At 72.1% G+C, this 24,311-nt stretch carries 18 protein-coding genes and 1 CRISPR repeat array; of the genes, 2 read left to right on the plus strand and 16 right to left on the minus strand.

Annotation, left to right across the window (positions count from 1 at the left end; translation table 11 throughout):
- Window positions 1–222: 222 nt before the first annotated feature.
- From ACFVU7_RS17580 to ACFVU7_RS17630, 11 genes are all read right to left on the minus strand, one after another.
- Complete coding sequence (locus tag ACFVU7_RS17580) at window positions 223–1,401, minus strand: helix-turn-helix domain-containing protein (RefSeq protein WP_388045830.1); 1,179 nt, start codon at window positions 1,399–1,401, stop codon at window positions 223–225.
- 98 nt (window positions 1,402–1,499) lie between these two features.
- The gene (locus ACFVU7_RS17585; protein WP_049649347.1) at window positions 1,500–2,126 is read right to left on the minus strand and encodes an HAD family hydrolase; all 627 of its coding nucleotides are present in this window, start codon (window positions 2,124–2,126) and stop codon (window positions 1,500–1,502) included.
- Window positions 2,127–2,135: 9 nt separating this feature from the next.
- Window positions 2,136–2,276, minus strand: a complete 141-nt coding sequence (locus ACFVU7_RS17590) for a hypothetical protein (RefSeq protein ID WP_388045832.1) — start codon at window positions 2,274–2,276, stop codon at window positions 2,136–2,138.
- 238 nt (window positions 2,277–2,514) lie between these two features.
- On the minus strand, window positions 2,515–2,793 hold the full coding sequence (gene cas2e / locus ACFVU7_RS17595; protein ID WP_117486717.1) for a type I-E CRISPR-associated endoribonuclease Cas2e: 279 nt from the start codon (window positions 2,791–2,793) through the stop codon (window positions 2,515–2,517).
- A complete protein-coding gene (gene cas1e, locus ACFVU7_RS17600; protein WP_074006006.1) occupies window positions 2,790–3,812 on the minus strand; it encodes a type I-E CRISPR-associated endonuclease Cas1e in 1,023 nt (340 codons plus the stop codon). Before cas1e ends, cas2e begins: the two co-directional genes overlap by 4 nt.
- 3 nt (window positions 3,813–3,815) lie before the next feature.
- Window positions 3,816–4,589: a type I-E CRISPR-associated protein Cas6/Cse3/CasE gene (gene cas6e / locus ACFVU7_RS17605; RefSeq protein ID WP_388045834.1), complete on the minus strand. Its 774-nt coding sequence runs from the start codon at window positions 4,587–4,589 to the stop codon at window positions 3,816–3,818.
- Between the two features lie 4 nt (window positions 4,590–4,593).
- A complete protein-coding gene (gene cas5e, locus ACFVU7_RS17610) occupies window positions 4,594–5,451 on the minus strand; it encodes a type I-E CRISPR-associated protein Cas5/CasD (RefSeq protein ID WP_074006008.1) in 858 nt (285 codons plus the stop codon).
- A complete protein-coding gene (cas7e, locus tag ACFVU7_RS17615; RefSeq protein ID WP_074006009.1) occupies window positions 5,451–6,593 on the minus strand; it encodes a type I-E CRISPR-associated protein Cas7/Cse4/CasC in 1,143 nt (380 codons plus the stop codon). Before cas7e ends, cas5e begins: the two co-directional genes overlap by 1 nt.
- Before the next feature lie 62 nt (window positions 6,594–6,655).
- Window positions 6,656–7,258: a type I-E CRISPR-associated protein Cse2/CasB gene (gene casB / locus ACFVU7_RS17620; RefSeq protein ID WP_074006010.1), complete on the minus strand. Its 603-nt coding sequence runs from the start codon at window positions 7,256–7,258 to the stop codon at window positions 6,656–6,658.
- Window positions 7,248–8,969 carry a type I-E CRISPR-associated protein Cse1/CasA gene (gene casA, locus ACFVU7_RS17625; RefSeq protein ID WP_079272869.1) on the minus strand — a complete coding sequence of 574 codons (1,722 nt, stop codon included), beginning with the start codon at window positions 8,967–8,969 and terminating at the stop codon, window positions 7,248–7,250. Before casA ends, casB begins: the two co-directional genes overlap by 11 nt.
- Before the next feature lie 234 nt (window positions 8,970–9,203).
- Window positions 9,204–12,116, minus strand: a complete 2,913-nt coding sequence (locus tag ACFVU7_RS17630; RefSeq protein WP_074006068.1) for a CRISPR-associated helicase/endonuclease Cas3 — start codon at window positions 12,114–12,116, stop codon at window positions 9,204–9,206.
- A gap of 158 nt (window positions 12,117–12,274) precedes the next feature.
- Window positions 12,275–12,791: direct repeats of the CRISPR family, unit length 28 nt; unit sequence GTCGGCCCCGCGCTCGCGGGGGTTGCTC.
- Between the two features lie 564 nt (window positions 12,792–13,355).
- Between ACFVU7_RS17630 and ACFVU7_RS17635 the strand changes: the two genes are divergently transcribed.
- Entirely contained in the window at window positions 13,356–14,666 is a 1,311-nt protein-coding gene (locus tag ACFVU7_RS17635; RefSeq protein ID WP_388045838.1) for a cytochrome P450, read from the plus strand.
- Window positions 14,667–15,137: 471 nt separating this feature from the next.
- Window positions 15,138–16,103, plus strand: a complete 966-nt coding sequence (locus ACFVU7_RS17640; protein WP_388045841.1) for a cytochrome P450 — start codon at window positions 15,138–15,140, stop codon at window positions 16,101–16,103.
- 108 nt (window positions 16,104–16,211) lie between these two features.
- Here ACFVU7_RS17640 and ACFVU7_RS17645 read toward each other — a convergent pair whose 3' ends face one another.
- From ACFVU7_RS17645 to ACFVU7_RS17665, 5 genes are all read right to left on the minus strand, one after another.
- Entirely contained in the window at window positions 16,212–16,499 is a 288-nt protein-coding gene (locus tag ACFVU7_RS17645) for a glycosyltransferase (RefSeq protein WP_380741974.1), read from the minus strand.
- 1,799 nt (window positions 16,500–18,298) lie between these two features.
- The gene (locus tag ACFVU7_RS17650) at window positions 18,299–18,586 is read right to left on the minus strand and encodes a nucleotide disphospho-sugar-binding domain-containing protein (protein ID WP_380741972.1); all 288 of its coding nucleotides are present in this window, start codon (window positions 18,584–18,586) and stop codon (window positions 18,299–18,301) included.
- A 441-nt stretch (window positions 18,587–19,027) separates the two neighbouring features.
- Window positions 19,028–20,167 carry a nucleotide disphospho-sugar-binding domain-containing protein gene (locus tag ACFVU7_RS17655; RefSeq protein WP_388045843.1) on the minus strand — a complete coding sequence of 380 codons (1,140 nt, stop codon included), beginning with the start codon at window positions 20,165–20,167 and terminating at the stop codon, window positions 19,028–19,030.
- Window positions 20,168–20,227: 60 nt separating this feature from the next.
- A complete protein-coding gene (locus tag ACFVU7_RS17660) occupies window positions 20,228–21,583 on the minus strand; it encodes an acetyl-CoA carboxylase biotin carboxylase subunit family protein (protein WP_074006016.1) in 1,356 nt (451 codons plus the stop codon).
- A gap of 131 nt (window positions 21,584–21,714) precedes the next feature.
- Window positions 21,715–23,766 (minus strand): PEP/pyruvate-binding domain-containing protein, encoded by a 2,052-nt coding sequence (locus ACFVU7_RS17665; protein WP_388045845.1) that lies wholly within the window; start codon window positions 23,764–23,766, stop codon window positions 21,715–21,717.
- Window positions 23,767–24,311 lie beyond the last annotated feature (545 nt).

Raw genomic sequence — 24,311 nt, forward strand, 5'->3', positions numbered from 1 at the left:
CAGCCGAGCGGAGCCGAGGTAGCACTGGTCGGGGTGTAGACGTGACCGGCCGCGATCAGCGGCGGCTCAGGGGAGCCGCACCGTACGCACGCCTCGCCATGGAGACGTGCAGGGCTGATCGTGGCCGGGTCCACAGCGATCTCGTTCGGTGTCCCTGTCACACGGACCACGATCCCCGGCCACTGCCCCCAGAAGTGCCACAACCTGTGGCACCCCGGCTCTCTACACGGCCCGCGCCCACCGGGCCAGCGCCATCACCCGGGCATCGCGTCCGCGAGTCAGCCGGACCATCGTCGCCAGCTCGGTCCGTACCTGCCCGTGCTCTCGGACGTGCTGCGGCGCAATCTGCCGGGCCACCAGGAGGCTGTCGGCAGCGTGCTGCGGTCGGCCCAGCTGTACCTGGGCCCTTCCGAGGTCGATGTAGTAGTGAGAGCGGCGCTCGGCAGGCAGGTCCCACGGCGGCGCCCACCGTGTCGCGGCATCCACTGCCTCCCGCAGATCACCCGGCTCACCCAACTCCACCGCCACCGCCAGGCGGTGGATCTCCAGGCTGTCCGGGCCCACGGCGGTGCCGTCGTACAGCTGCTCCCTCACCCGGGAGGCCAGCGCCTCGGCATCCCTCAGGTGCTCTCGGGCATCGTCGGGCCGCCGCATGCGGCCGGCCACCACCGCGGCCCGCATGTGCAGGGCCGCTGCGGCAGCCATGAGCGGCTCCGTACTGAGCGGTGGCACCCGATCGATGGCGGCCCTGAGCGACCGCAGGCCGGGGTCGAGCTGGTTGGCAGAAAAGAAGGTTTCCATGCGAACGTAGGCAGCTGCGGCTTCAAGGGCGGGATCAGCGGCCAGCGCGGCAGCCCACCGCATCAGTTCAACCAGCCTGGCCGACAGATCACGGTACCCGTACTTGTAGGCCACCGCGTCCGCTGACCGAATGGCCAGCACGAGGCAACGGGCGGCCTGGGCGTGGTCGGCGGCGAGTGCCTGATCGACCGCACGGAACAGCTCCGCCAGCAGGCCCGGCACGTCCTCAGCGAGCCGGGCGTACTGCGACTGCACCCGGTCCTCGACCGCTCGGTCGACGGCCGCCGCCAGCTCCGGAAGGGGGCGGACCAGGCCGTCCTCTGGCAGGTCGTACGCAGCGATCGCGCGCTGCAGTGCGGGGACGGCCGCGTGCACTCTGCTGTCGGTACGGCCGGGGCCGTCCAGGAGCTCCTCCGGGGTGCGGCCGAGTACGTGGGCCAGTGCCTCCAGGATGCCGTCGCCTGGCCACCGTTCGGCGCGCTCGACCTTGCGGATGGTGCTGTACGAGACGCCGGACAGCGCTTCCAGTTGACGACGCGTCAATTTCGCTGAGTGCCGCGCTGTTTCGATCCGCAGGCCCAGGGCGGTGATTTCGGGCACAGAGTGGCTCCGTTCCGTGGTCGCACTCGGAACGGTACCGGCACCCCTCCGGCGCCGGACTGGATCGCCTCGGCGGGCACGCCGCCGAGGCGGTTCTGCTACTGGCCGATCAGCGCGTCGGCCAGCTCGGTCAGCGAGTTGACCGTCCAGTCTGCGGCAGGCGCACTGGTCGTGAGCCCGATCGGACCGCGGCGAAGGTGCGCGGTCCGAAGGCCGACCGCCCGGGCCGGAGTGATGTCGTTCGCCGGGTGATCACCGACGTACACGATCCCGTCAGGCTCACCAGGCGCCCACTCGATCACCCGCTCGAAGAACTCCGGCGAGGGCTTGGAAACGCCCCACTCGGCAGAGGTGGCGATGGCATCCGCCGGCAGGTCAAGGCCGCGCAGCAGATCCGACACCACCGAGTTCTGGTTACCCGCGATGCCCACCCACAGCCCAGCCTCGCGCAGTCGGGCCAGCGCCGGACGGACGTCCGCGTACAGGTCTGACTCGTCGAGATAGTCCCCCTGTCCGGCCGCCTGCCGGTCCCGCCACTCGGCGGCCACATCCACGCCCGGCCTGATGATCCGGATCGCGTCGGCGTTATCGCGGCCCTCGGCCAGCACGGACCCGACCAGCGCGGACATCGTGTGAGTGGGGACGCCGAGCCACCGGGCCCAGTCACCCCAGTACCTGGTGTCGCTGGTCAGGGTCTCGCCGATGTCGAACACCACGGAACGCATGTCCGCAGCCTACCGACCCGTCCTCGCCGTCGGCGTGAAGTGCGGCTCGATCGCGCCGGGGACCCGCGCTCGCGTCGAGGCGGGCAGGTCCTGCGCGACGATCGCCATGCGGCCGAGGTGCATGGCGAGGGTTGGCGACAGATCGATCATATCTCCCGCAACTACAACAAACCGCCACCTCACGGCTTTTCCGAAGGAGAGCCGAGAGGTGGCGCGATGGGAGCCATCCCCGCGCGTGCGGGGCCGACGGCAGGCGCGAAGTCGAGATCCGGTTGGCCGCGGAGCCATCCCCGCACGTGCGGGGCCGACAGGCCGGCGGCCTTGACGACGCCGGAGACGGCGGAGTCATCCCCGCACGTGCGGGGCCGACACTTCGTGACCTGCGGGTCTATCGGCGGGAGCGGGCCGAGAGGATCAGTCCGTCGAAGTCGACGGGCTTCCAGCGGTCTTTGCCCGCCGTGCGGACGGTCCAGCCTTGTTCGTTGGTGGCGGGCTCTACGAGGACGGCTTGGCCGTCGCCGATGCGGGTGGCGAGGAGGTCCCAGAGGCGGTCGCGGATGCGGCGGCTGGGGGTGCCGACGAAGACGCCGGCGCTGACTTCGACCATCCAGCGGGTGAGGTGGCCGCGGAGGCCTTCGGGGGCGGCGATGAGGAGGATGACGGTCATGGGCTGCTCGTGTCCTGGGTGAACTCCGGGCCGATGATGGCCAGGTGGTCGTCGCCCATGCCCGGGTCGGAGGCGGCGGGGACCGGCGGGCCTTCGGTGCCGGACCAGTTGACGCCGCCTTGGACGGTGCCGACGCGTTCGTCCCAGAGTTCGTTGACCTCGACGTCGGGCATCTCGGTGCCCTCCGGGCTGAGGAGGGTCTTGACGTCGTTCACGATGCGGCCCAGCAGCTTGTCCTGGGCGATGCGGTCGCGCAGGCCGAGGCGGGCGTCGCGTTCCTCGGTGTGGCCCTGCTGGGCGAGGTCGAAGGCGAGGGGGATCGTGTACTCGGCCTTGTAGAGGTCGGCGATGTCGAGGACGAACGAGGTGGCCAGTCCGGTGTGGACGAAGCCGAGTCCGGGGCTGGCGCCCAGGCCGGTGATGACCGCGTGGCAGATCCCGTAGAGCGCGGCGTTGGCCGCCGACAGGAGGCGGTTGAGGTCGTCGCCCGCGGCGTACGCGTCGCCGGCCTTGTAGACCCGTCCGTTCCAGGGGACGCCGGTTCGGCGGGCTTCGGCCTGGTAGAGCTTGCGGATGCGGGCGCCCTCGCGGCCGCGAAGTTGCTGCATGGTGGCGGTGCTGACGTCCTCACCGGGGAACCGCATGCGGTACATGGTCCGTGCGACGGCCAGGCGTTCCTTCGTCCGACTCACCAGCCAGGCCTGCCGGTTGAGGAGGGCCGCGCCGCGGCTGGGGCCGAGGCCGGCGGCGTACATGCGCACGCCCTGCTCGCCGACCCAGCACACGGTGGTGCCGGAGTCAGCGAGGAGGTTGACGGCGCCGTGGGTGATGCGGGTGCCCGGGCCGAGGAGCATGACGGCGACCATCGCCGCCGGGACGCGGACGGTCTCGCGCTTGTTGATGACGACGACGGCGTTCTCGTCGCGGTCGATGTGGCTGCGCTCGACGTAGACGCTGGAGACCCGGTCGGCGAGGCGGTGCAGGTCGTGGGGGTGGGCTTTCCACCAGATGTCGGCCATCGGTCAGCGGGCTCCGGCGGGCAGCGGCGCGAGGGTGAGCAGGCCGCAGCCGTAGGCCTTGGACGGGCCGATGCCGCCGAGGAGCGCCGTCTGCAGGAGCGCGGGGTCGCTGATGCGCAGGCGGCCTTCGAAGGTGGCGGTGGTGAGCGTGACGGCGGTGCGGGTACCGGGTTTGGTGAAGGTGCTGCGGCTGCGGTCGGTGATCCGCACCTCACGGGCGGGCCGCGCGTCGGCGGGGGCGTCGGAGTCCGACGGTTCAAGGCCCGGTGCCGGGTGGTCGGTGCGGGCCTCGGGGACGGTGAAGCCCCAGCGCTCGGTGCGGTCCAGGAACCAGGCGAGCTGCTGGGCGGCGGTGCGGTGGGCCAAGCGGTAGGAGCGGTGGTGGAGTTCGGCGGCGCTCTTGGTGTGGTGAGCGCTGGGCTTCTCGGGCTTGGAGGTGTTCTGGACGGGGCTGGCCTTGAGGCGGAAGGCGAACTCGCGGCCGACGGCGAGCTGGCCGAGCAGCGGGCTGTAGTCGCGGATCGCGTAGTGCTCGCCGTCGGCGTCGGGCCATCCCGCTTGTTCGACGATGTGGGTCCAGTCCGGCTTGGAGGGGGTGAGGACCAGCAGCATCGGGCGGCGCGGGTGGTCGGCGTCCAGGCGCCACAGGATCCGGTCGCCGGGCTCGGTGTCGGGGATGCCGGCCGTCACGGCGCCGTGCAGGGCGCGGGGGTTGGCGAGCAGGGTGCGGCTGGCGGCGCGCAGCGGGTTGATACGGACGCGGGAGAGGTAGGTCATCGGGTCACCAGCCCAGCAGGGCGAACGGGTCGTGGCCGGCGGAGGCGGCGGCGGACGGTTGCGCGGTCGTGGTGGACGGGGCGAGGCCGGTGGGGACGGTGAGCCAGGCGTGGCGGATCCGCCGGGTGGAGAAGCCGCGTTCGCGGGGGTCGAAGGAACGCGGGACGTCCTGGAGGGTGTCATCGCCCGAGGGGTCGTCGAAGGTCGCGGCCAGGTCGATCCGGTGCGGCGAGAACGGCTCCGCGGCTCGCTCGGCCCGCCGCCGGTAGGCGCTCTTGGCCGCGTCGCCCGCCTGCCAGGGCTCGTCGGCGAGGACGTCCTCCAGGGTGCCGTCGCGCACGGCGCCGAGGGTGATCGGCTGGGTGGGCACGCAGGAGCGCCGGCCGAGGGCGAGTGGGAAGGCGGGGCGGCGGATCGCCTCGGCGAGCGTCTCGACGAGGGCGGCCGGGCCCTGGACGGCGGCGACGAACACCGCGTCCTGGAGGTAGTAGCGGTGGGTGACGTGGGTGTCCTTGGCCGGGGAGGTCGGCTTCTGCACGCCCTTGGCGTTCACCCCGGCCTGCGGCAGCGCCCGGCCCCGGTAGTCGCTGACGGTGTGGTAGTCGCGCAGCAGGGTGCCGGGCTGGTCGATGCGCACGCCCAGGCGCAGGCCGACCAGGTCGGTGATGTCCGCTTCGCGCGGGCGGCCCGCGGCGGCCGCGAGCAGGCCGACGACACCGGACTTGGTCGGCTGGGGCCGGCTGTCGCGGCGGTTGAACGCGCTGCGGTCGCCCCAGGACTGGAGCGGCCCGGCGAGGCGCAGCACGAGGACCGCCTGCGCCTCGTCCTTCGGGACCGTCGTGGGGGTGGGGTCGGCGGGCATCAGTTGTCGTTCACCCGCTCGATGAGCGCGGTGCGCAGGCCCTCGCGCAGCTCGGGGAAGGTGCGGTTCGCGCCGAAGGCCTCCGCCAGCTGCTGCCCGGTCTCGTCGGCGTCGGCGGTGCCGAGGGTGTGGCAGATGCCGACGTACAGCGGGGTGTCGCCCCACTGCTCGGTGGCGGTGGCGAACTCCCCCGCGAGGCGGCGCGCGGACTCCGCGACGATGCCCCGGCTCGCCGGGACCGGGTTCTCGTACGCGGAGACGAGGTTCACCGGCTGGTCGGCGCGCACGACGACGGCGACCAGGCTCGGGCGGGTGCGGTGGGCGAAGGAGTTGCCGTAACCGGTCGGCATGGAACGGGCGAAGGAGTCGACGAACAGGTCGACGGCGTCGACGGTGGCCTTGTCGTCGCCGAGGTTCTCCCGCAGCTGGTGCAGGCCGACGGTCGCGTAGCGGTAGAGCGTGGCCGAGTTGAAGCCGATGGTGCCGATCATTCCGGCGCCCGTCTCGTCGGCCGCGTTCTCGTCGTCGACCGCCGTGTAGTAGTCGAACTCGAGCTCGGCGGCGTGGGTCGAGATCGCGTGCGCGACCTGCGTCGCGGCGTCCACGTTCAGCCCCGGGATGTCGGCGACCATGCGGCCGAAGAGCGCGACGTCGGCCGGGTGGCCCGTCTGCAGCTGCTCCTTGACCGGCAGGGCCTTGACCGCCTCGTCGAGGGCCTTGGCGTCGAGGGCGGCGAGGTCGGCGGCCGTGTCGGCGACGAGGGCGGCGATGGCGTCCAGCTGGCGGCGCCCGTAAAAGAGCAGGTAGGCGGTGTCGCCCTCCTTCTTGCCCGCGGAGATCCCGGTCGACTTGATCAGCGCGTCGGCGATCCGCTGCGCATCCTCGGCGGCGAGGCCGGTGCGCTCGGCGATGGCCTTGGCAAGCTGGGCGGCGATCCGCTTGGTGCGGGTGGCGAGGTCCTGCCGGTCGCGGCTCTCGGCGAAGTGGATGCGGGTCGCGCGCTTCCAGGCCTGGGAGGAGACGCGGGAGCGGCGCTTGCCGCCGAAGTAGGCCTCCTTCGGGTTGCCGTTGTCGTCCCGGTTGAGGTTCGCCGGCGGGACGGTCTGCAGGATGTGCACGTCGATGTAGAGGCGGTCGGTCATGCGCTGCTCCTCGAAAGGTGGCGGTCCGGGCGTAGGTCGGCGGGCGATCGGTCGGCGGGCGATCAGTCGGCGGGTGCCTTGTCCTTCCAAGCCTGGTAGCCGACGGCCCACTTGAGGCGGACCTGCGGGCGCCGGTCGGTGTGGTGCCAGGCCTGGATGTCGGCCATCAGGTGGTCGTAGTCCAGCGGCTGTCCGACGGTGCGCAGCTGGGTGACCAGACCGCGCAGGTGGACCAGCAGCGCGGAGACGCTGGTGGCACCGGCGAGTTGGGCGACGCGGGTGTCGAGCGCCTCCTCGCTGAACTTGCCGCTGCGGCGCAGCGCCCGCAGGGCCTCGCCGAGCTTGACGCCGCGGCGGTGCATCGGCCTGGACTGGCTCTGCTGGTGCAGGCCGTAGAGGGCGAGGGCGGCGTGCTCGGCCTTCTGCTCGTCGGAGACCTCGTCGCGCAGGGCGAGGACGTCGTTGACCTCGCAGCTGTAGAGCGGCCACATCTTGGGGCTGTCCATGACGGGGCGGCCGAGGCCGGAGCGCATGGCCGCGAGGTCCTCGCCGGGGGGTCGGCGCGGCTGCTTGGTGCGGGGGTCGAGTCGCCAGGTGTGGTCGGGGGCGGTGTGCTCGTCCCAGTACCGGCGCTGCTTGGCGGTGGTGGTGTGCTCAGTCGTCAAGGTCCGCTCCAGGGGCGGGATCGGGTTCGAGGGCGCGTCCGGTCCCGGCGGCGCGGGCGGCGGCCGCTTCCCGGACGGCGTCGGCGTACCGGGGAAGGATCTCGTCGAGCCGGTGCCGGAAGTTGGCGCCGGCGGTGCCGAGCTTGTAGGTCTGCGACTTGCCCGACTTGCCTGCCGGGGTGACGGTGCGGCCCGTGAAGGTGGTGGCCGGGGCGGCCAGCAGGAGTTCGTTCGCCGCGTCCCGTGCGCGGTGGTGGGCGACTTCCTCCCAGGCGAGCCTGCCCCGCTCCAGGACCTCGTCGTCGGCTCCGGCGTCGCGGACGCCCGCGAGCAGACGGCGCACCAGGGGGTCGAGGGTGTGCAGGAGGAGGTCGCCGGGGCGCTGGCCCTTGTCCCAGGGGATGGGGTCGGCGCCGGCGGCCCGGCGCAGGTCAGCGGAGAGGTTGTTGACGGCCTTCGCGAGCTGCTCCGCCTGCTCGGCCACGTCCAGGAGGAGCTGGTGGGCCTCGCTGTCCTGGTGGAGGGCGAGCAGGGGCAGGGGGATGGCGTCGTGGATGACGTCCTCGACGATGGCGGACTGGGTGCCGTAGACCATGCCGAAGGTCTCGACCTGCAGCGGGTAGTCGGCGGGGAGCCGGCCGTCCTCCCGCAGGGCGCTGACCTCGTCGAGCAGAACGCTGGTCTCGAAGGCGCCGTCGGAGCTCTGGCGGGTGGGCGCGAGGAGGGCGTCCAGGCCGCGCCAGGCGGCCTTGCCCTGGGTGTGGCGGCGCGGCCTGCGCTCGGGCAGGGCGGCGGCGGGCTTCTTGGCGGGCGCGGTGAACGCCCAGGCGGTGTGCGGCTCTTGCTCGGACATCGGCGTGAGCCGGTCACCGGCGCTGACGACCACCCGCGCAACCCTCGGCCGACCGGTCTCGTCCTGGTGCGGGATGAGGCGGATCCGCCGCGCCTGCCACGTCCACAGATCGAGGAGGCCCTCGGCTTTACGGGGCTTCCAGGCGGGTTCGTGCGGGCCGCGCATCCACTGCGGGACGCCGAGGACCTCGGGCGGGGTGATGGGGAGGTTCAGCAGGAGGGTCTCGTACAGGGTGCGCCCGGTGGGGACGATGACGCCGAGCTGGCCGAGCGGGCCGGTCGGGTTGCCCGTGGTCTTGCCCGCCTTGACCTGGTCGTCACCGACGACGCCGGTCTTGATGGCGGCGGTGTCCCAGCAGTGGGCGTTCAGGAGCCAGTGGGCGGCCTGGGCCGGCGTCAGGTCGAGCGGGTCCGCGTCGCTGCGGTTGGCGAACAGCGGGACGTTGTTGCCGCTCGCCGCGGTCGCCACCAGGGCGGCGGAGCCCTTCGTCTCGTCCTTGGCGGTCCGCAGTCCGGCGACCTGCGCGAAGGGGGAGACCGGGTCGAAGAGGTCGAACTGCGCGCGGTGCTTGTCGAAGTGGGCCTGGAGCCTGTCCAGTTCGTCCTGTGTGAACCCGTCCTTCTGCGCGAGCCGGTCGCCCTTGTTCCGGAGGGTCGCGGGTGCGCCAGTGGCGTGGGCGACGACGGGCAGCAGGACCTGGCGCAGGACGGCCGGCAGCTGGGTCGAGAACTCGACGACGAGGCCCTCCAGTTCGTGGGCCCGGGCCAGGGCCTCGGCGATCCCCAGCTCCACGGGAGGCCCGCCGCCGACGGGGCGCACCGCCAGCCACGGTTCATCGACAAGGTTGTACCCAGGCACGCACTGGTCTCCCAACTGGCTCTGTCTAGCTCGCCGCTGATTCATCGTGGCATCGGTGAAGGTCTGCTGTAGGGCGAATGCTTGAATTGCTCCTCGGCCCCGCAGGATCTTGTGCGCGGGGATGGCCCCTGGCTCTGTCTGCGAGCCGGTCCCGGCTGCAAGTAGGCCCCGCGTTCGCGGGTTTGGAGTCGTGTGGGCGGAGCGGCACTCTGTCTCTCCTGCCCACACACCCCGCTATCGGTACGGTCTTCCTCCGCTCACCACGAGGCCGAGCAGGTCGTCGTAGCGCAGCCGGAAGTCGCCAATGACCGCTTCGCCCTGTCCGTCGAGCTCCAGGGCCAGGCTGTGGCGCAGCCATGGATGGTCCCGCCAGCCCGACAGCGGACCGAGCGCCTGCTCGGCCGCTTCGGTCAGCCTGGCGGGAAGGCGTACCGTGCCGGAGAGCACGTCGTCCACCACCTCCGCCGCGACCTCGCCGTTCGGGCCGAGGCTTCGGCCCGTCACTGCTCGGACGTCGTCCTCCCCGAGACGGCGCACCAGGACGACCTCCGCGCTCGGGTCGCCGTCCCGGACGAGCGCCTCGAACTGCCCCTCGGCCAGCTTGCCGAGGGCGCCGTAGTGCAGACCCGCTAGCGTCTGGGCCCCGTGCTCACCGGCACGGGTCAGCAGGTACCCGGCAGCCTTCGCTCGACGCTCGGTCTGCCGTTCCTCCCACTCCTGCCAGCCCTGCGCCTCGGCCTCGGCCCAGGCCGCCGGGACGACCGGGTCCGTGCCGTAGACCCGGGCGACCAGGTCCGGCACCTGGCCAGGGATGCTCCATGCGCCTTCGTCGGACGTCGCCGCCCGCCCGACCTCGGCGGCCGTGCGCAGCAGGAGGTAGCGGCCGTAGATCCCCTCGGAGGCCCGCAGGATGTACGGCGCCCTGTCGCCGTCGAGGCCGATGCCGGTGACGACGACGGTGGGCTGGGACAGCGCGTGGGGGCGCTTGACGCCGTCGTGGCGGTGGAGGCGGCCGATGCGCTGGAGGAGCAGGTCCATGGGCGCGAGGTCGGTGATCAGCAGGTCGGCGTCGACGTCGAAGGACTGCTCCGCGAGTTGGGTGGCGACGACGATCAGCCTGCCGGGGCGGTCGGATCCTTCTCTCGGCGGGCCGAGGAGTTCCAGCACCTCCTGGGTGCGGTCGGCCCGGTGGCCTGCGTGCAGGCGGGCATGCAGGAGCCGCACGTCGGCGCCGTACTCCTTGTGGAGGGCGTCGAACGTGGCCTGGGCGCGGGCCACGGTGTTGCGGATGATCAGCACGCATCCGCCGTCGGTCAGCCGCTCCCGCAGGTAGTCGGTCACGGCGGCGTCCGCCGGCCCGGTGTCGTCGTCCGCGGCCTGGGCATCGGTCGCCGGCTGCTCGTGGAGCACTTCGATCCGTACCTGGAGATCGTGGCGCCATGACTCGGTGCTCTCCACGAGAACCTCTGGCTGCCCGTCCCGCCCCGGCCAGACCGCCGTCACGCTCGGATAGCCCTGCGGCTCGGGAAGCTCCGGCGCCGCCGGGGCCTCCGCGGACTGCGTGCCGGCCAGGTAGGCAGCGGCCAGATCACGCCGCTGCTCGGGCGGCAGAGTCGCCGAGAGCAACACCACCGGCACGCCGGCCTGTCCGAGCCACCACAGGCCCTCCAGCAGGAACTGCGACATGTAGACGTCGGCGGCATGGACCTCGTCGAGGATCACGACCTTGCCCATCAGGCCGGCCGTACGCAGCATCACGTGCTTGGTGCGGGTCGCGGCGTACAGGAGCTGGTCGATGGTGCCGACCGCGAACGGGCTCAGCAGACCTCGGCGACGGCCCAGGAACCACTCGGCGGGGACCCTGCGCTCCCCGCCCTCGCAGCCGTCGAAGCAGTCGGTCGACATCCCGAACTCGTCTTCCCCCACGGACGAGTAGTAGGAGTCGGCGTCCTGCCCCCACTCACCGGTGCCCTCCAGGAGGGCGCGCCACTGCTTGTTGACCATACGCTTGCCGTGCAGCAGCGCGACCTGGTCCTCCAGGCCGTCGCCGACCTCGCGCAGCCACGACCGGACCTGGGTGAACATCGGGTCCGCGGTCGCCTGGGTCGGCATGCCCAGGAACACTCCGTCCGCGCCGTGACGGGCGGCCATCAGCTCGGCCGCCGCCAGCGCCGCCTTCGTCTTCCCCTCCCCCATCGGAGCCTCGACGATCACCAGGCCCGGCCCGCCCATCCGGCGCACCACGTCAAGGACCAACTCCTGCGAAGGCCTGGGCCCGTGGCCGAAACGGTCCCGGAACGCCTCCGGACCGGGCAGTGGCAGCGCTCCCCACCCACCACGCAGTCCGAGCCGCGCCCACGCTGCCGCAGCCCGCTGCCGCGCCTGCGGCATCGTCACCCTCGCCAGATCCGACACGCCCGTGAAGTGCCGCTCGTCGCTGGCGATCCAGTCCGCCATCACCACGAAGCCGGCCAGCTGGAGCTGCACCGCTCGGCTCGGCACCTCCAGAGGTTCGACGGCGGCAAGCGGCGCCTCGCCCTCGTAGCCGAGCTCCCGGGAGAAGACCTCCACCAGCGCCGACTGCGCGAGCTTCCAGGGCCGGCTGTTTCCCTGCAGCCTCTCGTTCCTCTTCGGCGGGCTCAGCTGCCCCAGGGTCGGGACCAGACCGTGGTGGCCGGCGACCAGCGGCCAGACCCAACCGACCTGCTCCTTCGACCACGTCGCTTCGGTGAGCAGCGCCCTCAACACGCGGGCACCGGCTTTGTCGTGCCGCCAGGACACCCCCTTCACCGCGTACTTGTCCCAGCTCAGGCCCGCCTGGCGGACCGCGGCCTCGCCAGCGGGGTCGAGGCACTGGAACACCGGGGTGGCCTTGCCGCAGTCATGGATCCCGCACAGCCAGGCGAACAGCCGTCGCCCCTTGCCCGGCCCGCCCGCGACGGCGTCCAGACGCCGCCGCGTCACCGGGGGCAGGTATCGGTCCCAGACGATCTCCGCCACGGCAGCGGTGTCCAGCATGTGCGACAACAACAGGTTGGCCGTCCCTCCGGCCCGCCCGGCAGACTTGCCCCACAGGGCACCCAACCAGCCCTCTACCTCAGGCGGGTACCACTGCCAGCGGTCATCGACCATCGCCTCGACCTCCATGTCCGAGTACGCTTCGGAGCCTAGGTCGGGGCACTGACAATCCACCCTGGATTCACAAAGAGACAACGATCGGCGCATGAGGTCTGCTATGGGAAGCCAACCGAATCGAACTGAATCAACCGGCGCCAGTTGACGCAGATCACCGCAGGTCAGGAAGTGTCGGCCCCGCGCTCGCGGGGGTTGCTCCAGCTTCCGCAGGTGCTCGTAGTTGTTCAGGTCGTCGGCCCCGCGCTCGCGGGGGTTGCTCCCCCTCTACGTGGGCTTTGAGCTGCGGGTTTGCGTCGGCCCCGCGCTCGCGGGGGTTGCTCCCCTGCTCATGCCCACCGCCCCGCACCCCAGTGGTCGGCCCCGCGCTCGCGGGGGTTGCTCCCAGGTCACGTACGACATCGACACGCGCCACATGTCGGCCCCGCGCTCGCGGGGGTTGCTCCGGGTCGCCGGTGCTCAGCGCCCCCGTCCGCGCGTCGGCCCCGCGCTCGCGGGGGTTGCTCCTCCCGACCCGGGGCCGCACCGAGTTCCTGGTCGTCGGCCCCGCACTCGCGGGGGTTGCTCTTCGAGTTCGGTCGGGTAGTCCAGCCCAGCCGGGTCGGCCCCGCGCTCGCGGGGGTTGCTCGTCGAATGCCCAGCTGATCGAGGCCCTCACTGGGTCGGCCCCGCGCTCGCGGGGGTTGTTCCCTGGCCTTACAGGCACTCGTAGAAGGAAGTCTTCGGCGTGCGTCGGCAGGCGGGTGTAGAGGTCGCGGTGCAGGCTCTCGGAAGGTGCCGGTCGAGAGCGCGTGTCGGGGCCGGACGGCGGCCGCAAGGAGAGAGGTTCCGTGCAGGCGACGCTCGGCACCGTACGGGTGGGCGTGGCCGGTGGGGCGGGGTGGCTCAGTGGTGGGGTGGGCGAGGGTGGCGAGGTGCGACGCCACGGCGGTCGGGCTTGGCATCGCTGCTACTTCGGTGCTGAGCTCGCGGGTGGCGCGGGTCAGGGCGTCGTCATGAAGAGGCGGTGGGGCAGGGCCGGGGTGATCTGCTCGGCGGTCGCGCTGAGGTCGGTGGTGGCGTAGGTGCGTTGCGGCTGGCGGCCCCGGTCCGCCATGGCGCTGTGGGACTTCGTCCGGACTCCGCGGCGGGCTTCGGCCAGCGCGGGCAAGGCGGTGTCCAGGCGTCACACCTGCGGGGGACGAGGCCGTGACCGATCCCGGCGGGTCGGAGTTGCAGGGGCATGAGCAGTGCGTTCTCAGAGTGGGGTGCGTCATGACCACCAGCCCGGCGAATCCGCGCGAGGTTTCCGACCGTGACTCCGACGCGCCCGGCCAACCGACGTTCTCCGCCTGCCCGTTGATCTTCGATCCGCAGTGCCCGGAGCTGCCCGAGGACGTACTCGGCGGACTGCGGGAGCAGGCGCCCGTCGTGCGGATCACCCTGCCCGGCGGGCTGCCGGCGTGGATGATCACCCGGTTCGACGACGTTCGGGCCGGGCTCGGGGACCCGCGGCTGGTGCAGTCCCCGCTCTCCGTGCCGGGGTTCACCGGCGAGGACCCCCGCATGGCGCAGATCCGGTGGCTCGGCCTGCCGGAGCGGATGAACCAGTACCTGCTGCGCGCCCTGCTGGACCTCGACGCGCCCGACCACACCCGGCTGCGCAAGGCGGTCACGCCGCACTTCACCGCGCGCCGCATCCACGCGTTGCGGCCCCGGGTGGAGCAGATCACCGACCGGCTCCTGAGCGAGCTGCCCGGACGGGCGGCCGCCGACGGCAGTGTCGACTTCATCGAGGAGGTCGCCTTCCCCCTCTCGATCACGGTGATCTGCGAGATGGTGGGCATTCCCGAACAGGACCGCCCGCTGTGGCGCCGTTGGGCGGACGACCTCAACGGCCTGGACACCGACCTCGTCCGCGACTCCGCGCCCGCCCTCGTGGACCACGTGCTCGCGCTGATCGAGGAGCGTCGGCGCACCCCCGGCGACGACCTCATCAGCGCGATGGTGACGCCCTCCCCGGACGGTGAACCTCCTCTCCCGGAACGGGACATCGTCACGATGACGATGCTGGTGACCAACGTCGGCTACGAGAACACCGCCTACTTCCTCGCCAACGGCCTCGCCGCCCTGCTCGCCCACCCCGACCAGCTGGAACTGCTGCGCGACGAGCCCGTCCTGCTCCCCTCCGCCGTGACGGAGCTGCTGCGCTGGGGCGGCTCCGTCCCGGCGACCCGGCCGCGCTTCGCCGCTCAGGACATCGACCTGTACGGCACCCGCATCCGGGCCGGCGAGGCCGTCGTCCTCTCCCTCCTCGGCGCCAACCGCGACCGCCGGTACCACCCCGACGCCGACCGGCTCGACATCACCCGCTACCAGGACGCGCAGGACGACCACGTCGCCCTCGGCCACGGCGCCCACTTCTGCCTCGGCGCCGCCCTCGTCCGCCTGGAGACGCAGGTCCTGCTGGGCGCGCTGACCGCCCGGTTCCCCGGCCTCCGGCTGGCCGTCTCCCCGGACCGGCTGGAACGCGTCCACGTGCCGGGCGTGGGCCGCCGCCTCACCCGCCTCCCGCTTCACCTGTGAGCGCCCGGCGGGCCCGGGCCCTGGACGTCCTTCGCCTCCCGGGAAGCCTCCGCCGCAGAGATGTCCGACCGCCTCAGAGGTCCGACCAAATGCCCGGGGCACCGGGCCGGCCCGGAAAGGGACGACGCACGATGCCGAACGACCAGGCGGTAGCATCGCCGGCACCCGTACCAACGCCGGTACCTGCACCCGCACCCGTACTCGCCGAGCACGCCGGCGGGTGTCCGGTCCGCGAGAGCCGGATGCCCGACGGGTCCATGGGCTGGGTGGCGTCCGGCTTCGCCGAGGTACGCGACGTCCTCACCGACCCCCGCCTGACCAGCGCACCCTCCACCCTCGCCGCCGACGGCTCCCCCGACCCGCGCATCGCCGGCCTGACCGCGCTTGGGCTACTGCCGGAGACGCACCACTACTTCCTCAACGCCATCGTCGACTTGGACCCCCCCGCGCCACACCCGCCTGCGCCGGCTGGTGTCCCGCGAGTTCACCGCCCGCCGCATTCAGCTCCTCGCCCCGTCGATCGAGCTGATCACCGACCGGCTGATCGACGAACTGCCCGACCACCGTGACGAGTTCGGCGTCGTCGACCTCGTCGAGCACTTCGCCTACCCGCTGCCGGTCGCCGTCATCTGCGAACTGGTCGGCGTCCCAGAGCCCGACCGGCACCTCTGGTCCGACTGGAGCCGGAACCTGACGGCCGGCCACACCGAACGGCTGCGGACGGCGACACCCGCCCTGGTCCGGCACGTCCGGGAGCTGATCGACCGCCGCCGCGCGGAGCCCGGCAGCGACCTCATCAGCGGGATGCTCCAGGCGCGAGACGACAGCGCGGACATCGGCCCGAACGGCGGCCCGGACGGCGGCCCCTCCAACGCGGCAATGAGCGAGGACGAGATGGTCAGCATGACCCTCATCCTCGTCCTGGCCGGCCACGAGACCACCGCCCACCTGATCGCCAACGGCACCCTGGCCCTGCTCACCCACCCCGAACAGCTCGCCCTGCTGCGCCGGGACCGCGCGCTGCTGCCGCACGCCGTCGAGGAACTGCTGCGCTGGTGCGGCCCGGTGCCCTCCGCGCGCCTGCGGTACGCCGACCGCGACCTCGTCCTGCGGGGCGTGCAAATCCGCAGGGGCGAGGCCGTCCACCCCCACCTCGACGCCGCCAACCTCGACCTGCGGCACCACGACCGCGCCGAGCGGCTCGACCTGACCCGGAAGCGGGCCGCCCAGGCCGACCACCACCTCTCGTTCGGGTACGGCATCCACTTCTGCCTGGGCGCGGCGCTGGCCAGGCTGGAAGCGGCCATCGCCTTCGGGCGGCTCCTCGACCGCTACCCCGGACTGCAACTCGCGGCCGACCCCGGCACCCTGATCCCCGGCGACCGCCCGGTCGGCTGGGAGCTGAACCACCTGCCGCTGCACCTGGGGCGGGTCTGACGGACCGTCCGGTGACGGGCGGTGGGCCCCCGGATCGGTCGGCGCTGGGCGGCGTCCGGACGGAGGGGGGTTCCGTGCGGACGGCGGCCGGCGCCGGGGGCGGGGGGCTCAGGTGGTGGGGTGGGCGAAGGTGGTGAGGTGCTTCGCCACAGTGGTCGGGCTGGGCATCGCCGCGATTTCGGTGCTGACTTCGCGGGCGGCGCGGGTCATGGTGTCGTCGGTGAGAAGGCGGTGGAGCAGGGCCGGTGTGATCTCCTCAGCGGTCGCGCTGAGCCCGGCTCCGCGCTGGTGTACGGCGGCCGCGGCGATGAAGCGGTCCGAGCCATCAGGCAGGATGAGTTGGGGGATGCCCGCGTCGAGTGCGCCGAGGGCGGTGCTGCTGTCGCCGGGTACCACTGCCAGCGGTCACCGGCCATGCCTCGACCTCCATGTCCGAGTACGCTTCGGAGCGTAGATCGAGGCCCTGACAATCCGTCCTGGATTCACGAAGAGACAACGATCGGCGCATGAGGTCTGCTCTGGGAAGCCCACCGAATCGAACTGAATCAACCGGCGCCAGTTGACGCAGATCACCGCAGGTCAGGAAGTGTCGGCCCCGCGCTCGCGGGGGTTGCTCCCTCTCGGCGTGCTCCATGACGTCCTTGGGGCCGTCGGCCCCGCGCTCGCGGGGGTTGCTCCCAGAAGACCGCCGAGACCTACCTCCCGCAGATGTCGGCCCCGCGCTCGCGGGGGTTGCTCCGGGACCCGGACGAGGATCAGGACGGTGATCCCGTCGGCCCCGCGCTCGCGGGGGTTGCTCCTCGGTGTGACCAGACAGACCAAGTGGGAGCAGGTCGGCCCCGCGCTCGCGGGGGTTGCTCCCGGCGGTACCGTCAGGGGCTCCCGCCAGGACGGTCGGCCCCGCGCTCGCGGGGGTTGCTCCGTCCGACTCCTGCTGCCGGACGCCAACGGCGGGTCGGCCCCGCGCTCGCGGGGGTTGCTCCTCGGTCTCGACCTCCGCGATGCCCTCCGCCCTGTCGGCCCCGCGCTCGCGGGGGTTGCTCTCCGATGGATTATCGGGATATGTACCGGTGGGAGTCGGCCCCGCGCTCGCGGGGGTTGCTCTCGCTTCGCGGTGTCCACCTGGTTGGGCAGCGTGGTCGGCCCCGCGCTCGCGGGGGTTGCTCCCCCACCGGCTACACCGGCCGGTACCGCATCGTGTCGGCCCCGCGCTCGCGGGGGTTGCTCCCCGTTCGCGGACCAGAAGATCCCCGCGACCCCGGTCGGCCCCGCGCTCGCGGGGGTTGCTCTGACGGACAGTGCTGCACGCTTCAAAAGTCCCAGTCGGCCCCGCGCTCGCGGGGGTTGCTCCGGCACGAGCCCGTGGACCGGCAGCGTCGTCCCGTCGGCCCCGCGCTCGCGGGGGTTGCTCCTCGAGATCCCGGTCATCGCGCTCTCCCAGCTCGTCGGCCCCGCGCTCGCGGGGGTTGCTCAACGCCCACGACCACCATCCTCGGCTGGGTGGCGTCGGCCCCGCGCTCGCGGGGGTTGCTCCGGTGATCGTTTCGCTCTGCATCGGGTTCCTCCGTCGGCCCCGCGCTCGCGGGGTTGCTCCCTGAGCGCGGAAGTCATGCGCCTTCCAGTGCTGTCGGCCCCGCGCTCGCGGGGATTGCTCCCGGGTCAGGTCCGGGGCAACCCGGACCGCGGCGTCGACCCCGCGCTCGCGGGGGTTGCTCCACGGTGTACGGCCGCCTCGACTCCCTGGTCACGTCGGCCCCGCGCTCGCGGGGGTCGCTCCTCGCCCGGCGCCCAGATCCCCGGGTAGTCGTCGTCGGCCCCGCGCTCGCGGGGGTTGCTCTGCATCACCCCGGCCCCCGTGCAACCCCAGGAAGTCGGCCCCGCGCTCGCGGGGGGTTACTCCGTGGCCTGATCGACATCGCTCTCTGGCCGTACGTCGGCCCTGCGCTCGCGGGGGTTGCTCCCGGAGGGACGCCAACCGTCTCGGCGTGATCCTGTCGGCCCCGCGCTCGCGGGGGTTGCTCCCTTGCCTGACAGACCTCGCAGAAGGGGGCCTTCGGCGTACGTCGGCAGGCGGGCGTAGGGGTCGCGATGCAGGCGCTTAGAAGGTGCCGGACGGGAAGGCGCGTTGGCGCCGGGCGGCATCCGCACAAAGGGGGTTCCCCGTGCGGACGGCGCCGGGCGTCGGGCGGACTGGCTCAGGTGGTGGGGCGGGCGAGGGTGGTGAGGAGCTCCGCCACGACGGTCGGGCTGGGCATCGCCGCGATCTCGGTGCTGACCTCGCGGGCGGCGCGGGTCAGGGCGTCGTCGGTGAGGAGGCGGCGGAGCAGGGCCGGGGTGATCTCCTCGGCGGTCGCGCTGAGGCCTGCGCCACGCTGGTGCGCGGCGGCTGCGGTGATGAAGCGGTCGGAGCCGTCGGGCAGGATGAGTTGGGGGATGCCCGCGTCGAGTGCGCCGAGGGCGGTGCTGCTGTCGCCGGGTACCACTGCCAGCGGTCATCGGCCATGTCTCGACCTCCATGTCCGAGTACGCTTCGGAGCGTAGATCGAGGCCCTGACAATCGACCTTGGATTCACAAATAGACAACGATCGGCGGATGAGGTCTGCTCTGGGAAGCCCACCGAATCGAACTGAATCAACCGGCGCCAGTTGACGCAGATCACCGCAGGTCAGGAAGTGTCGGCCCCGCGCTCGCGGGGATTGCTCCACCAGGGCGCTGGGCAGGCTGGCCCGGGTGCTGTCGGCCCCGCGCTCGCGGGGGTTGCTCCTCTACCTGGTAGGCCCGCGCAGAAAGGGAGCCCCCCGGCGCGTGCCGGGGGGCTCTCATTGTGGCGTCTCGGTGCTGACCGAGTGGGCCCCTGTCTCACGGCGGCCAACTGGTGTGGGGATCTCGGGGCAGGCTCTCGGGAGTTGCCGGGCGGGGTGGCTCAGGGGGTGCGGCGGGCGAGGGTGATGAGGTGAGACGCCACGGCGGTCGGGCTGGGCATCGCCGCGATTTCGGTGCTGACCTCGCGGGCGGCGCGGGTCAGGGTGTCGTCGGTGAGGAGGCGGTGGAGCAGGGCCGGGGTGATCTCCTCGGCGGTCGCGCTGAGGCCGGCTCCGCGCTGGTGGACGGCAGCCGCGGTGATGAAGCGGTCGGAGCCGTCGGGCAGGACCAGCTGGGGGATGCCCGCGTCGAGGGCGCCGAGGGCCGTGCTGCTGCCGCCGTGGTGGATGGCGGCGGCGCAGGTCGACAGCAGGGCCTGCCAGGGGACCCAGCCGTACGGGCGGACGTTGTCCGGCAGGCTGCCGAGCGTGCCGAGGTCGAGGTCGCCGGTGGCGAGGACGAACTCGGCGTTGATGTCGGCGGCTGCCGCGATGACGCGCTCGATCCTGGTGAGGCCGTCGGTCTTGGGCGGGACGGTGCCCAGCGTCACCGCGATGCGCGGGCGGTCGGCGGGTGCGGCCAGCTGGGCGGGGAGTTCGCCTTCGCCGTTGTAGGCGACGGGCCGCATCGAGGAGCCGTACCGCTCGTCGCCGGCCATACTGGGCGGCGCGAGGTCGATGGTGTCCGCCGGGTCGGGCAGCCGGTCGATTCCGTGCCGGGCGAAGGTGTCCGCCATTTCGGCGAGCATCAGCGCGCGCAGCTTCGGGGTGCGGGCGAATCCGAGGTCGTGCTGGACGGCGGGCACGCCGAGGCGGGTCGCCGCGAGCAAAGCCACCGGGAACTGGTACTCGTACACCACCAGGTCCGGCCGCCACTGTGCGGCGAGTTCGACCGTCTCGTCGGCGACCCGGCTGTTGACGTGGGCGGCCAGTGGGACGAAGGCCTCGCGGTCGGCCGAGTTGCTCTCGACCACCCGCCGCATCAGGTCGGGCCGCCGGGTGCGGCCGGCCTCCCTGATCTCCTTGCGCCAGTCGACCCCGGGCGCGATGGGCAGGTACGGCAGCCCGGACGCGGCGACCCCTTCGCCGCCGTCCATCGAGGCCACCGCGACCTCGTGGCCGAGCTCGCGCATCGCCCTGGCCAGCGGGACCAGCGGGAAGAGGTGGCCCAGGCCGGGTGCGCCGGCGAACAGTACACGCATGATGGAACCTCGGGGAGAAGGAGAAAGAGGGAGAGGGAGGGGATCGGAGGAGGAAGGGGGTCAGGAGGCGGCCCGGTGCAGGGCGGCTTCCATGCCGTTCAGCACGGCGTTGCAGTCGCGCTGCAGGGTGGCGGCGTCGACGGCGCTGAGCAGGTAGACCCCGAGCCAGTTGCGCGAGCCGGCGGACGGGTCGAAGGCGGGGACGGGTCGGCCGGCGGGCATCGCGAAGGCGGGGACGGCTTCGATGGTGCTGCCCGGGGAGAGCAGGCTCTGCCAGTCGACGGCCTGCGGGTTCCAGAGCGGGGTGCTCTGCCAGGGCACGCCCGAGGCGTCGGCCGGGACGACGGCCAGTGACGCGGCGGCCCGGGTGCCGGTGGTGGGCATGGCCTCGGGGTAGTCGACGCGCTCGCCGAGCAGTTGGCGGACCAGCATGCCGATCGGGTCGAGTCCGAAGACCTCGTGGACCTGCCTGGTGGTGAGCAGGCCGCCGAACCTGGCCGCGGTCTCGATGACGACCAGTTCGCCGTCCTTCATCAGCTTCAGCTCGGTGTGGGTGCCGCAGTTCTCCAGCCCGAGCGCGTCGACGGCCTGTCGGGAGACCTCCTCGATCCGGCGCTGGACCGGCACCGTCATGACGGAGGGCGAGGTGCTGGCGACCTCGACGAAGGACGGTACGGTCGGCAGCTTGGCGGTGATGGCCAGGGGGCGGTAGACGCCGTCCGCGACGATCCCCTCCACGCTGACGTAGTCGCCGTAGCCGGGCTCCTCGTACCAACCCTCGGTGGAGCCCTGGGCGATCTCCTCGACGAGGCGGTCGTGGTCGGTGTCGGCGGCGTAGAGCTCGTTCATGCCGACCCGGCTGCCGGCCTGGAGTCCGCGCTCGATCTCGGCCCATGCCGGGGCGGCGTCCTCGGGCTTGTCCAGCACGATCTGGGCGACCGAGCCGGCACCCCAGGCCGGCTTGAGCAGCAGCGGGGGTGTGAACTCGGCCAGCGCGGTGTCCAGGTCGGCGAGGCTGTCGACCCGGCGGAACGCGGGTATCGGCACCCCGGCGGCGGCCCAGGCCTCGCGCATCAGCCGCTTGTCCCTGGCGCGGACGATCCCCTCGCCGGGGCCGGCCAGGTTGAGGCGGATCGCGGCCTGGGCGACGGCGAGGACCGCGAACTCCGAGAGGGTCAGCACCGCGTCGGCTCCGATGGCCTTCGCGTACTCCACGATCAGCTCGACCAGGTCGTCCCCGCGCGGCGCCTCGGGCACCAGCTCGATGCTGGTGCAGCTGGGCCGCCACACGTCCTCCCCGGACGCGGGCAGCGGCGCCAGTGCGAGGACGTGCAGCTCCCCGCAGGCGGCGATGCGCGGGAAGGCGTACTCCAGCGGGGCGCCGCCCTTGACGTAGACGTACAGAATCCGGTTCAACGTACTTGCTCCTGAGGGAAGTTCACTCGTGGGCGGCCGCGGGAAAGGGCGCGGAGGGGCACACGGGCGCGCTCGTGCGCGGGCCCGTGCGGTGTTCCGGCGACATCAGCCGACGGTGTCGGCCGGCCACGTCAGCCGGCGGTGCGGAAGGGGCGCAGCTGCAGCAGGCTGATCTGGTCGCCCTCGATCGCCCACTCGATGTCGACCGGGGTTGCGTACGTCTCGTCGGGCGAGAAGTGCGACTGCAGCAGCCTGCTGATCAGGGCCAGTCGGCGTACGAGGTCCTTGGTTCCGGCGTCCAGGTCGGTGCCGGCGGTGCCGAGCGAGACGGTGCGGCTGCCGCCTTCCATGGTGTTGCACAGGTACTGGAGCGGGGCGCCCCGGCCGGAGACCACGTCGGTCACGGAGCGCGGCGAGATGTTGAGGTAGACGTTGCGGAAGTCCTGCGGGCTCAGCGGGTTGCAGGTGACCAGGACGCCGCCGACGGTGGCTCCGACCTGTTCCTGGACGATCACGGCCATCCGGCAGTGGTCCAGGGGGATGCCCGCCTGGCGGCGCAGCAGGACCGCGCGGGGTGAGAACAGCGAGGCCCAGACCTCGCGGACCGCGTCGAGGACGGCGTCCGTACCGCTGGCGTCGGCCACCGATTCGTAGAGTCCGGCGGCGGAGAAGCCGGCCAGGTCCTCGGCGTTGGAGGAGCTGCGGACGACCTGGACGCGGGCGCCGTACAGGTGCCGGTCGATCGCCCGGTCGATCTCGGTGCGGATCGGGTCGGGCAGCGGGGTGTCGCGGATCAGCCGCTGGGCGTCGAGGCAGAGTTCCTCGATCCGTTCCTCGATCCGCGTCCCCTCGTGGAGCGAAGTCCCGTCCCGGAGGACGGAGTCCAGCCGGTCGACGGCGGTGCGGAGCTCCGCCGAGGAGTCGAGGAAGCGCTGCTGGAGGGAGAACGGCAGCACGATGCCGCGCGGCACGTGGGCGTACTCCTTCACCAGGAGCTGCGCGGCGGCGTCCAGTTCGGTCCTGTCCGCGTCCTCCGGGGCGCCGAGTTGCCGGGCGAGGTAGCGCAGCAGGTTGTCCCGGGGCGGCCGGGGCACGCTGTAGAAGCCGAGCCAGCGCGGTGAGCCGTGCTGGAGCAGGTGGGTGAGTTCGCCGAGGTTGGCGGCCTTGGTGCCGAACCGGACGTGGTCCCCTTCGCGCAGTGCGGACAGCGGGGTGACCGGCGTGGGCGTGAGGTCGGGCAGGTCCACGGCGACGCGGTCGGCCGGCGGGGTCGGCGGGGCTTCCTCGCGGTCGCCGGGCCGGGCGGCTTCGAGGAGGAGCTCTCCGCCGTCGGCTTCGACGCGGTAGTGCACCCAACATCGGTCGCGCAGCCCGGCGCGGTCGATGCGCTCGGCGGCTTCGACGCCGACGGCGTTGGGGATGCGCCATCCGGCGGCCATCACGTTGATGTGGGAGAGCGGTGTGGTGTGCTCGGTGTGGATGATGCCGGAGACCCTGGGGATGTCCTCGGGCACCCGGGGCATCACCACGATGTCGCGCCACTCCAGCGGCTCGGGGTCGGCCCGGTACTCGTCCTCCGAGCCGAACACGCGCAGCCGTCCGTGGGCGGTCCCGGCGTTCAGCGGTACGTAGGAGGCCGCGGAGTAGAGCTCGTGGGACAGGACGCGCGGTATCTCGGTCTCCGGTATGCGGGCGAGGTAGCCCTCCTGCTCGTGACCGGCCGGCTTGAGGACCAGCGGCAGCGACGGGTCGATGTGCTCGCGCACCCGGTGGTAGAAGAACCGGAGCATGTCCTGGGACATGGTGTCGACGTCGACGGTTTCCAGGGACAGGAAGGTGTCGGCCTCGTGGCCGTTTTCCGCGGCGCGGCGGGTGTGGCGGGCGAGGGTGCCGAGATAGAAGCGACGGTCGGGATTCCGGTACACGTCGTCATTGAACGAATCGAGTCCGCGCGCCAGTTCGTCGATCGACATGCCGAGGATCTCGCACGCGATGTAGCGGACGTGGAGGGTGCCGTCGGCGCTGTCGATGAAGTGGAGCACCGACTCGTCGCGGTCGAGTACGACTTTCACATAGGGATAGCCCCCGACCTGGCCGGCGAGCTCGGAGAACTCCTCCAGAGTGAGCTTTTCGCCGGCGAGGCGGGGCCGCGTGGTCGCGTCGTTGCGATCCGAACGGGTCATGCGCACAGTTCAGCCATTCTTCGTCGTGTACACGATCAGTACACCTGGTGCAGAAGGGTCGGTACGACGGCGCCCACATTGCCATTCGATTTCAATGTTTGACGAATGGTCATGTCACATCAGGCCATCATGGAACGATCCGGCCACGGGAATCCGATAGGGGAATCCGCCCCGCCGCATCAAGCTGTGGTAAAGGTCACAACAAGGGGTGACCGGTGCTTGGTGAGCGATCGAGCATTTCCGGAATCATTGATTCCTGTACGACCTCAGGAGGGCGCGCGCACTCCTCGCGCACCCTCCCCGCGCACCCCGATCGGAGCCGGCCGACGGATCCGGCGGTCCCGGCAGCCTCGGCTGCACACCGGGGCAGGACAGGGCGTACGACCCTCCAGTGCCAGTGGCATATTGCCCGGAACGGCCCACTCCCGGATGCGGCGAAAGTGCGTAGATCCCTTGTATTTCAAGGGAGTTGACGCATACCGAGGGGTACGGTGAGGTGGGCATGACGCTCCGGTCGGCGTCGCGTCCCGGGCTCGGGCCCGGGC

The sequence above is a fragment of the Kitasatospora sp. NPDC058046 genome (assembly GCF_042885595.1).
Lineage (GTDB): Bacteria > Actinomycetota > Actinomycetes > Streptomycetales > Streptomycetaceae > Kitasatospora.

Bases quoted from the DNA above. Each gene is read 5' to 3' on its own strand.
- ACFVU7_RS17585 (WP_049649347.1), bottom strand. From the start codon at position 2,126: ATGCGTTCCGTGGTGTTCGACATCGGCGAGACCCTGACCAGCGACACC.
- ACFVU7_RS17590 (WP_388045832.1), bottom strand. From the start codon at position 2,276: ATGATCGATCTGTCGCCAACCCTCGCCATGCACCTCGGCCGCATGGCG.
- cas2e (WP_117486717.1), bottom strand. From the start codon at position 2,793: ATGACCGTCATCCTCCTCATCGCCGCCCCCGAAGGCCTCCGCGGCCAC.
- cas1e (WP_074006006.1), bottom strand. From the start codon at position 3,812: ATGGCCGACATCTGGTGGAAAGCCCACCCCCACGACCTGCACCGCCTC.
- cas6e (WP_388045834.1), bottom strand. From the start codon at position 4,589: ATGACCTACCTCTCCCGCGTCCGTATCAACCCGCTGCGCGCCGCCAGC.
- cas5e (WP_074006008.1), bottom strand. From the start codon at position 5,451: ATGCCCGCCGACCCCACCCCCACGACGGTCCCGAAGGACGAGGCGCAG.
- cas7e (WP_074006009.1), bottom strand. From the start codon at position 6,593: ATGACCGACCGCCTCTACATCGACGTGCACATCCTGCAGACCGTCCCG.
- ACFVU7_RS17630 (WP_074006068.1), bottom strand. From the start codon at position 12,116: ATGGAGGTCGAGGCGATGGTCGATGACCGCTGGCAGTGGTACCCGCCT.
- ACFVU7_RS17635 (WP_388045838.1), top strand. From the start codon at position 13,356: ATGACCACCAGCCCGGCGAATCCGCGCGAGGTTTCCGACCGTGACTCC.
- ACFVU7_RS17655 (WP_388045843.1), bottom strand. From the start codon at position 20,167: ATGCGTGTACTGTTCGCCGGCGCACCCGGCCTGGGCCACCTCTTCCCG.
- ACFVU7_RS17665 (WP_388045845.1), bottom strand. From the start codon at position 23,766: ATGACCCGTTCGGATCGCAACGACGCGACCACGCGGCCCCGCCTCGCC.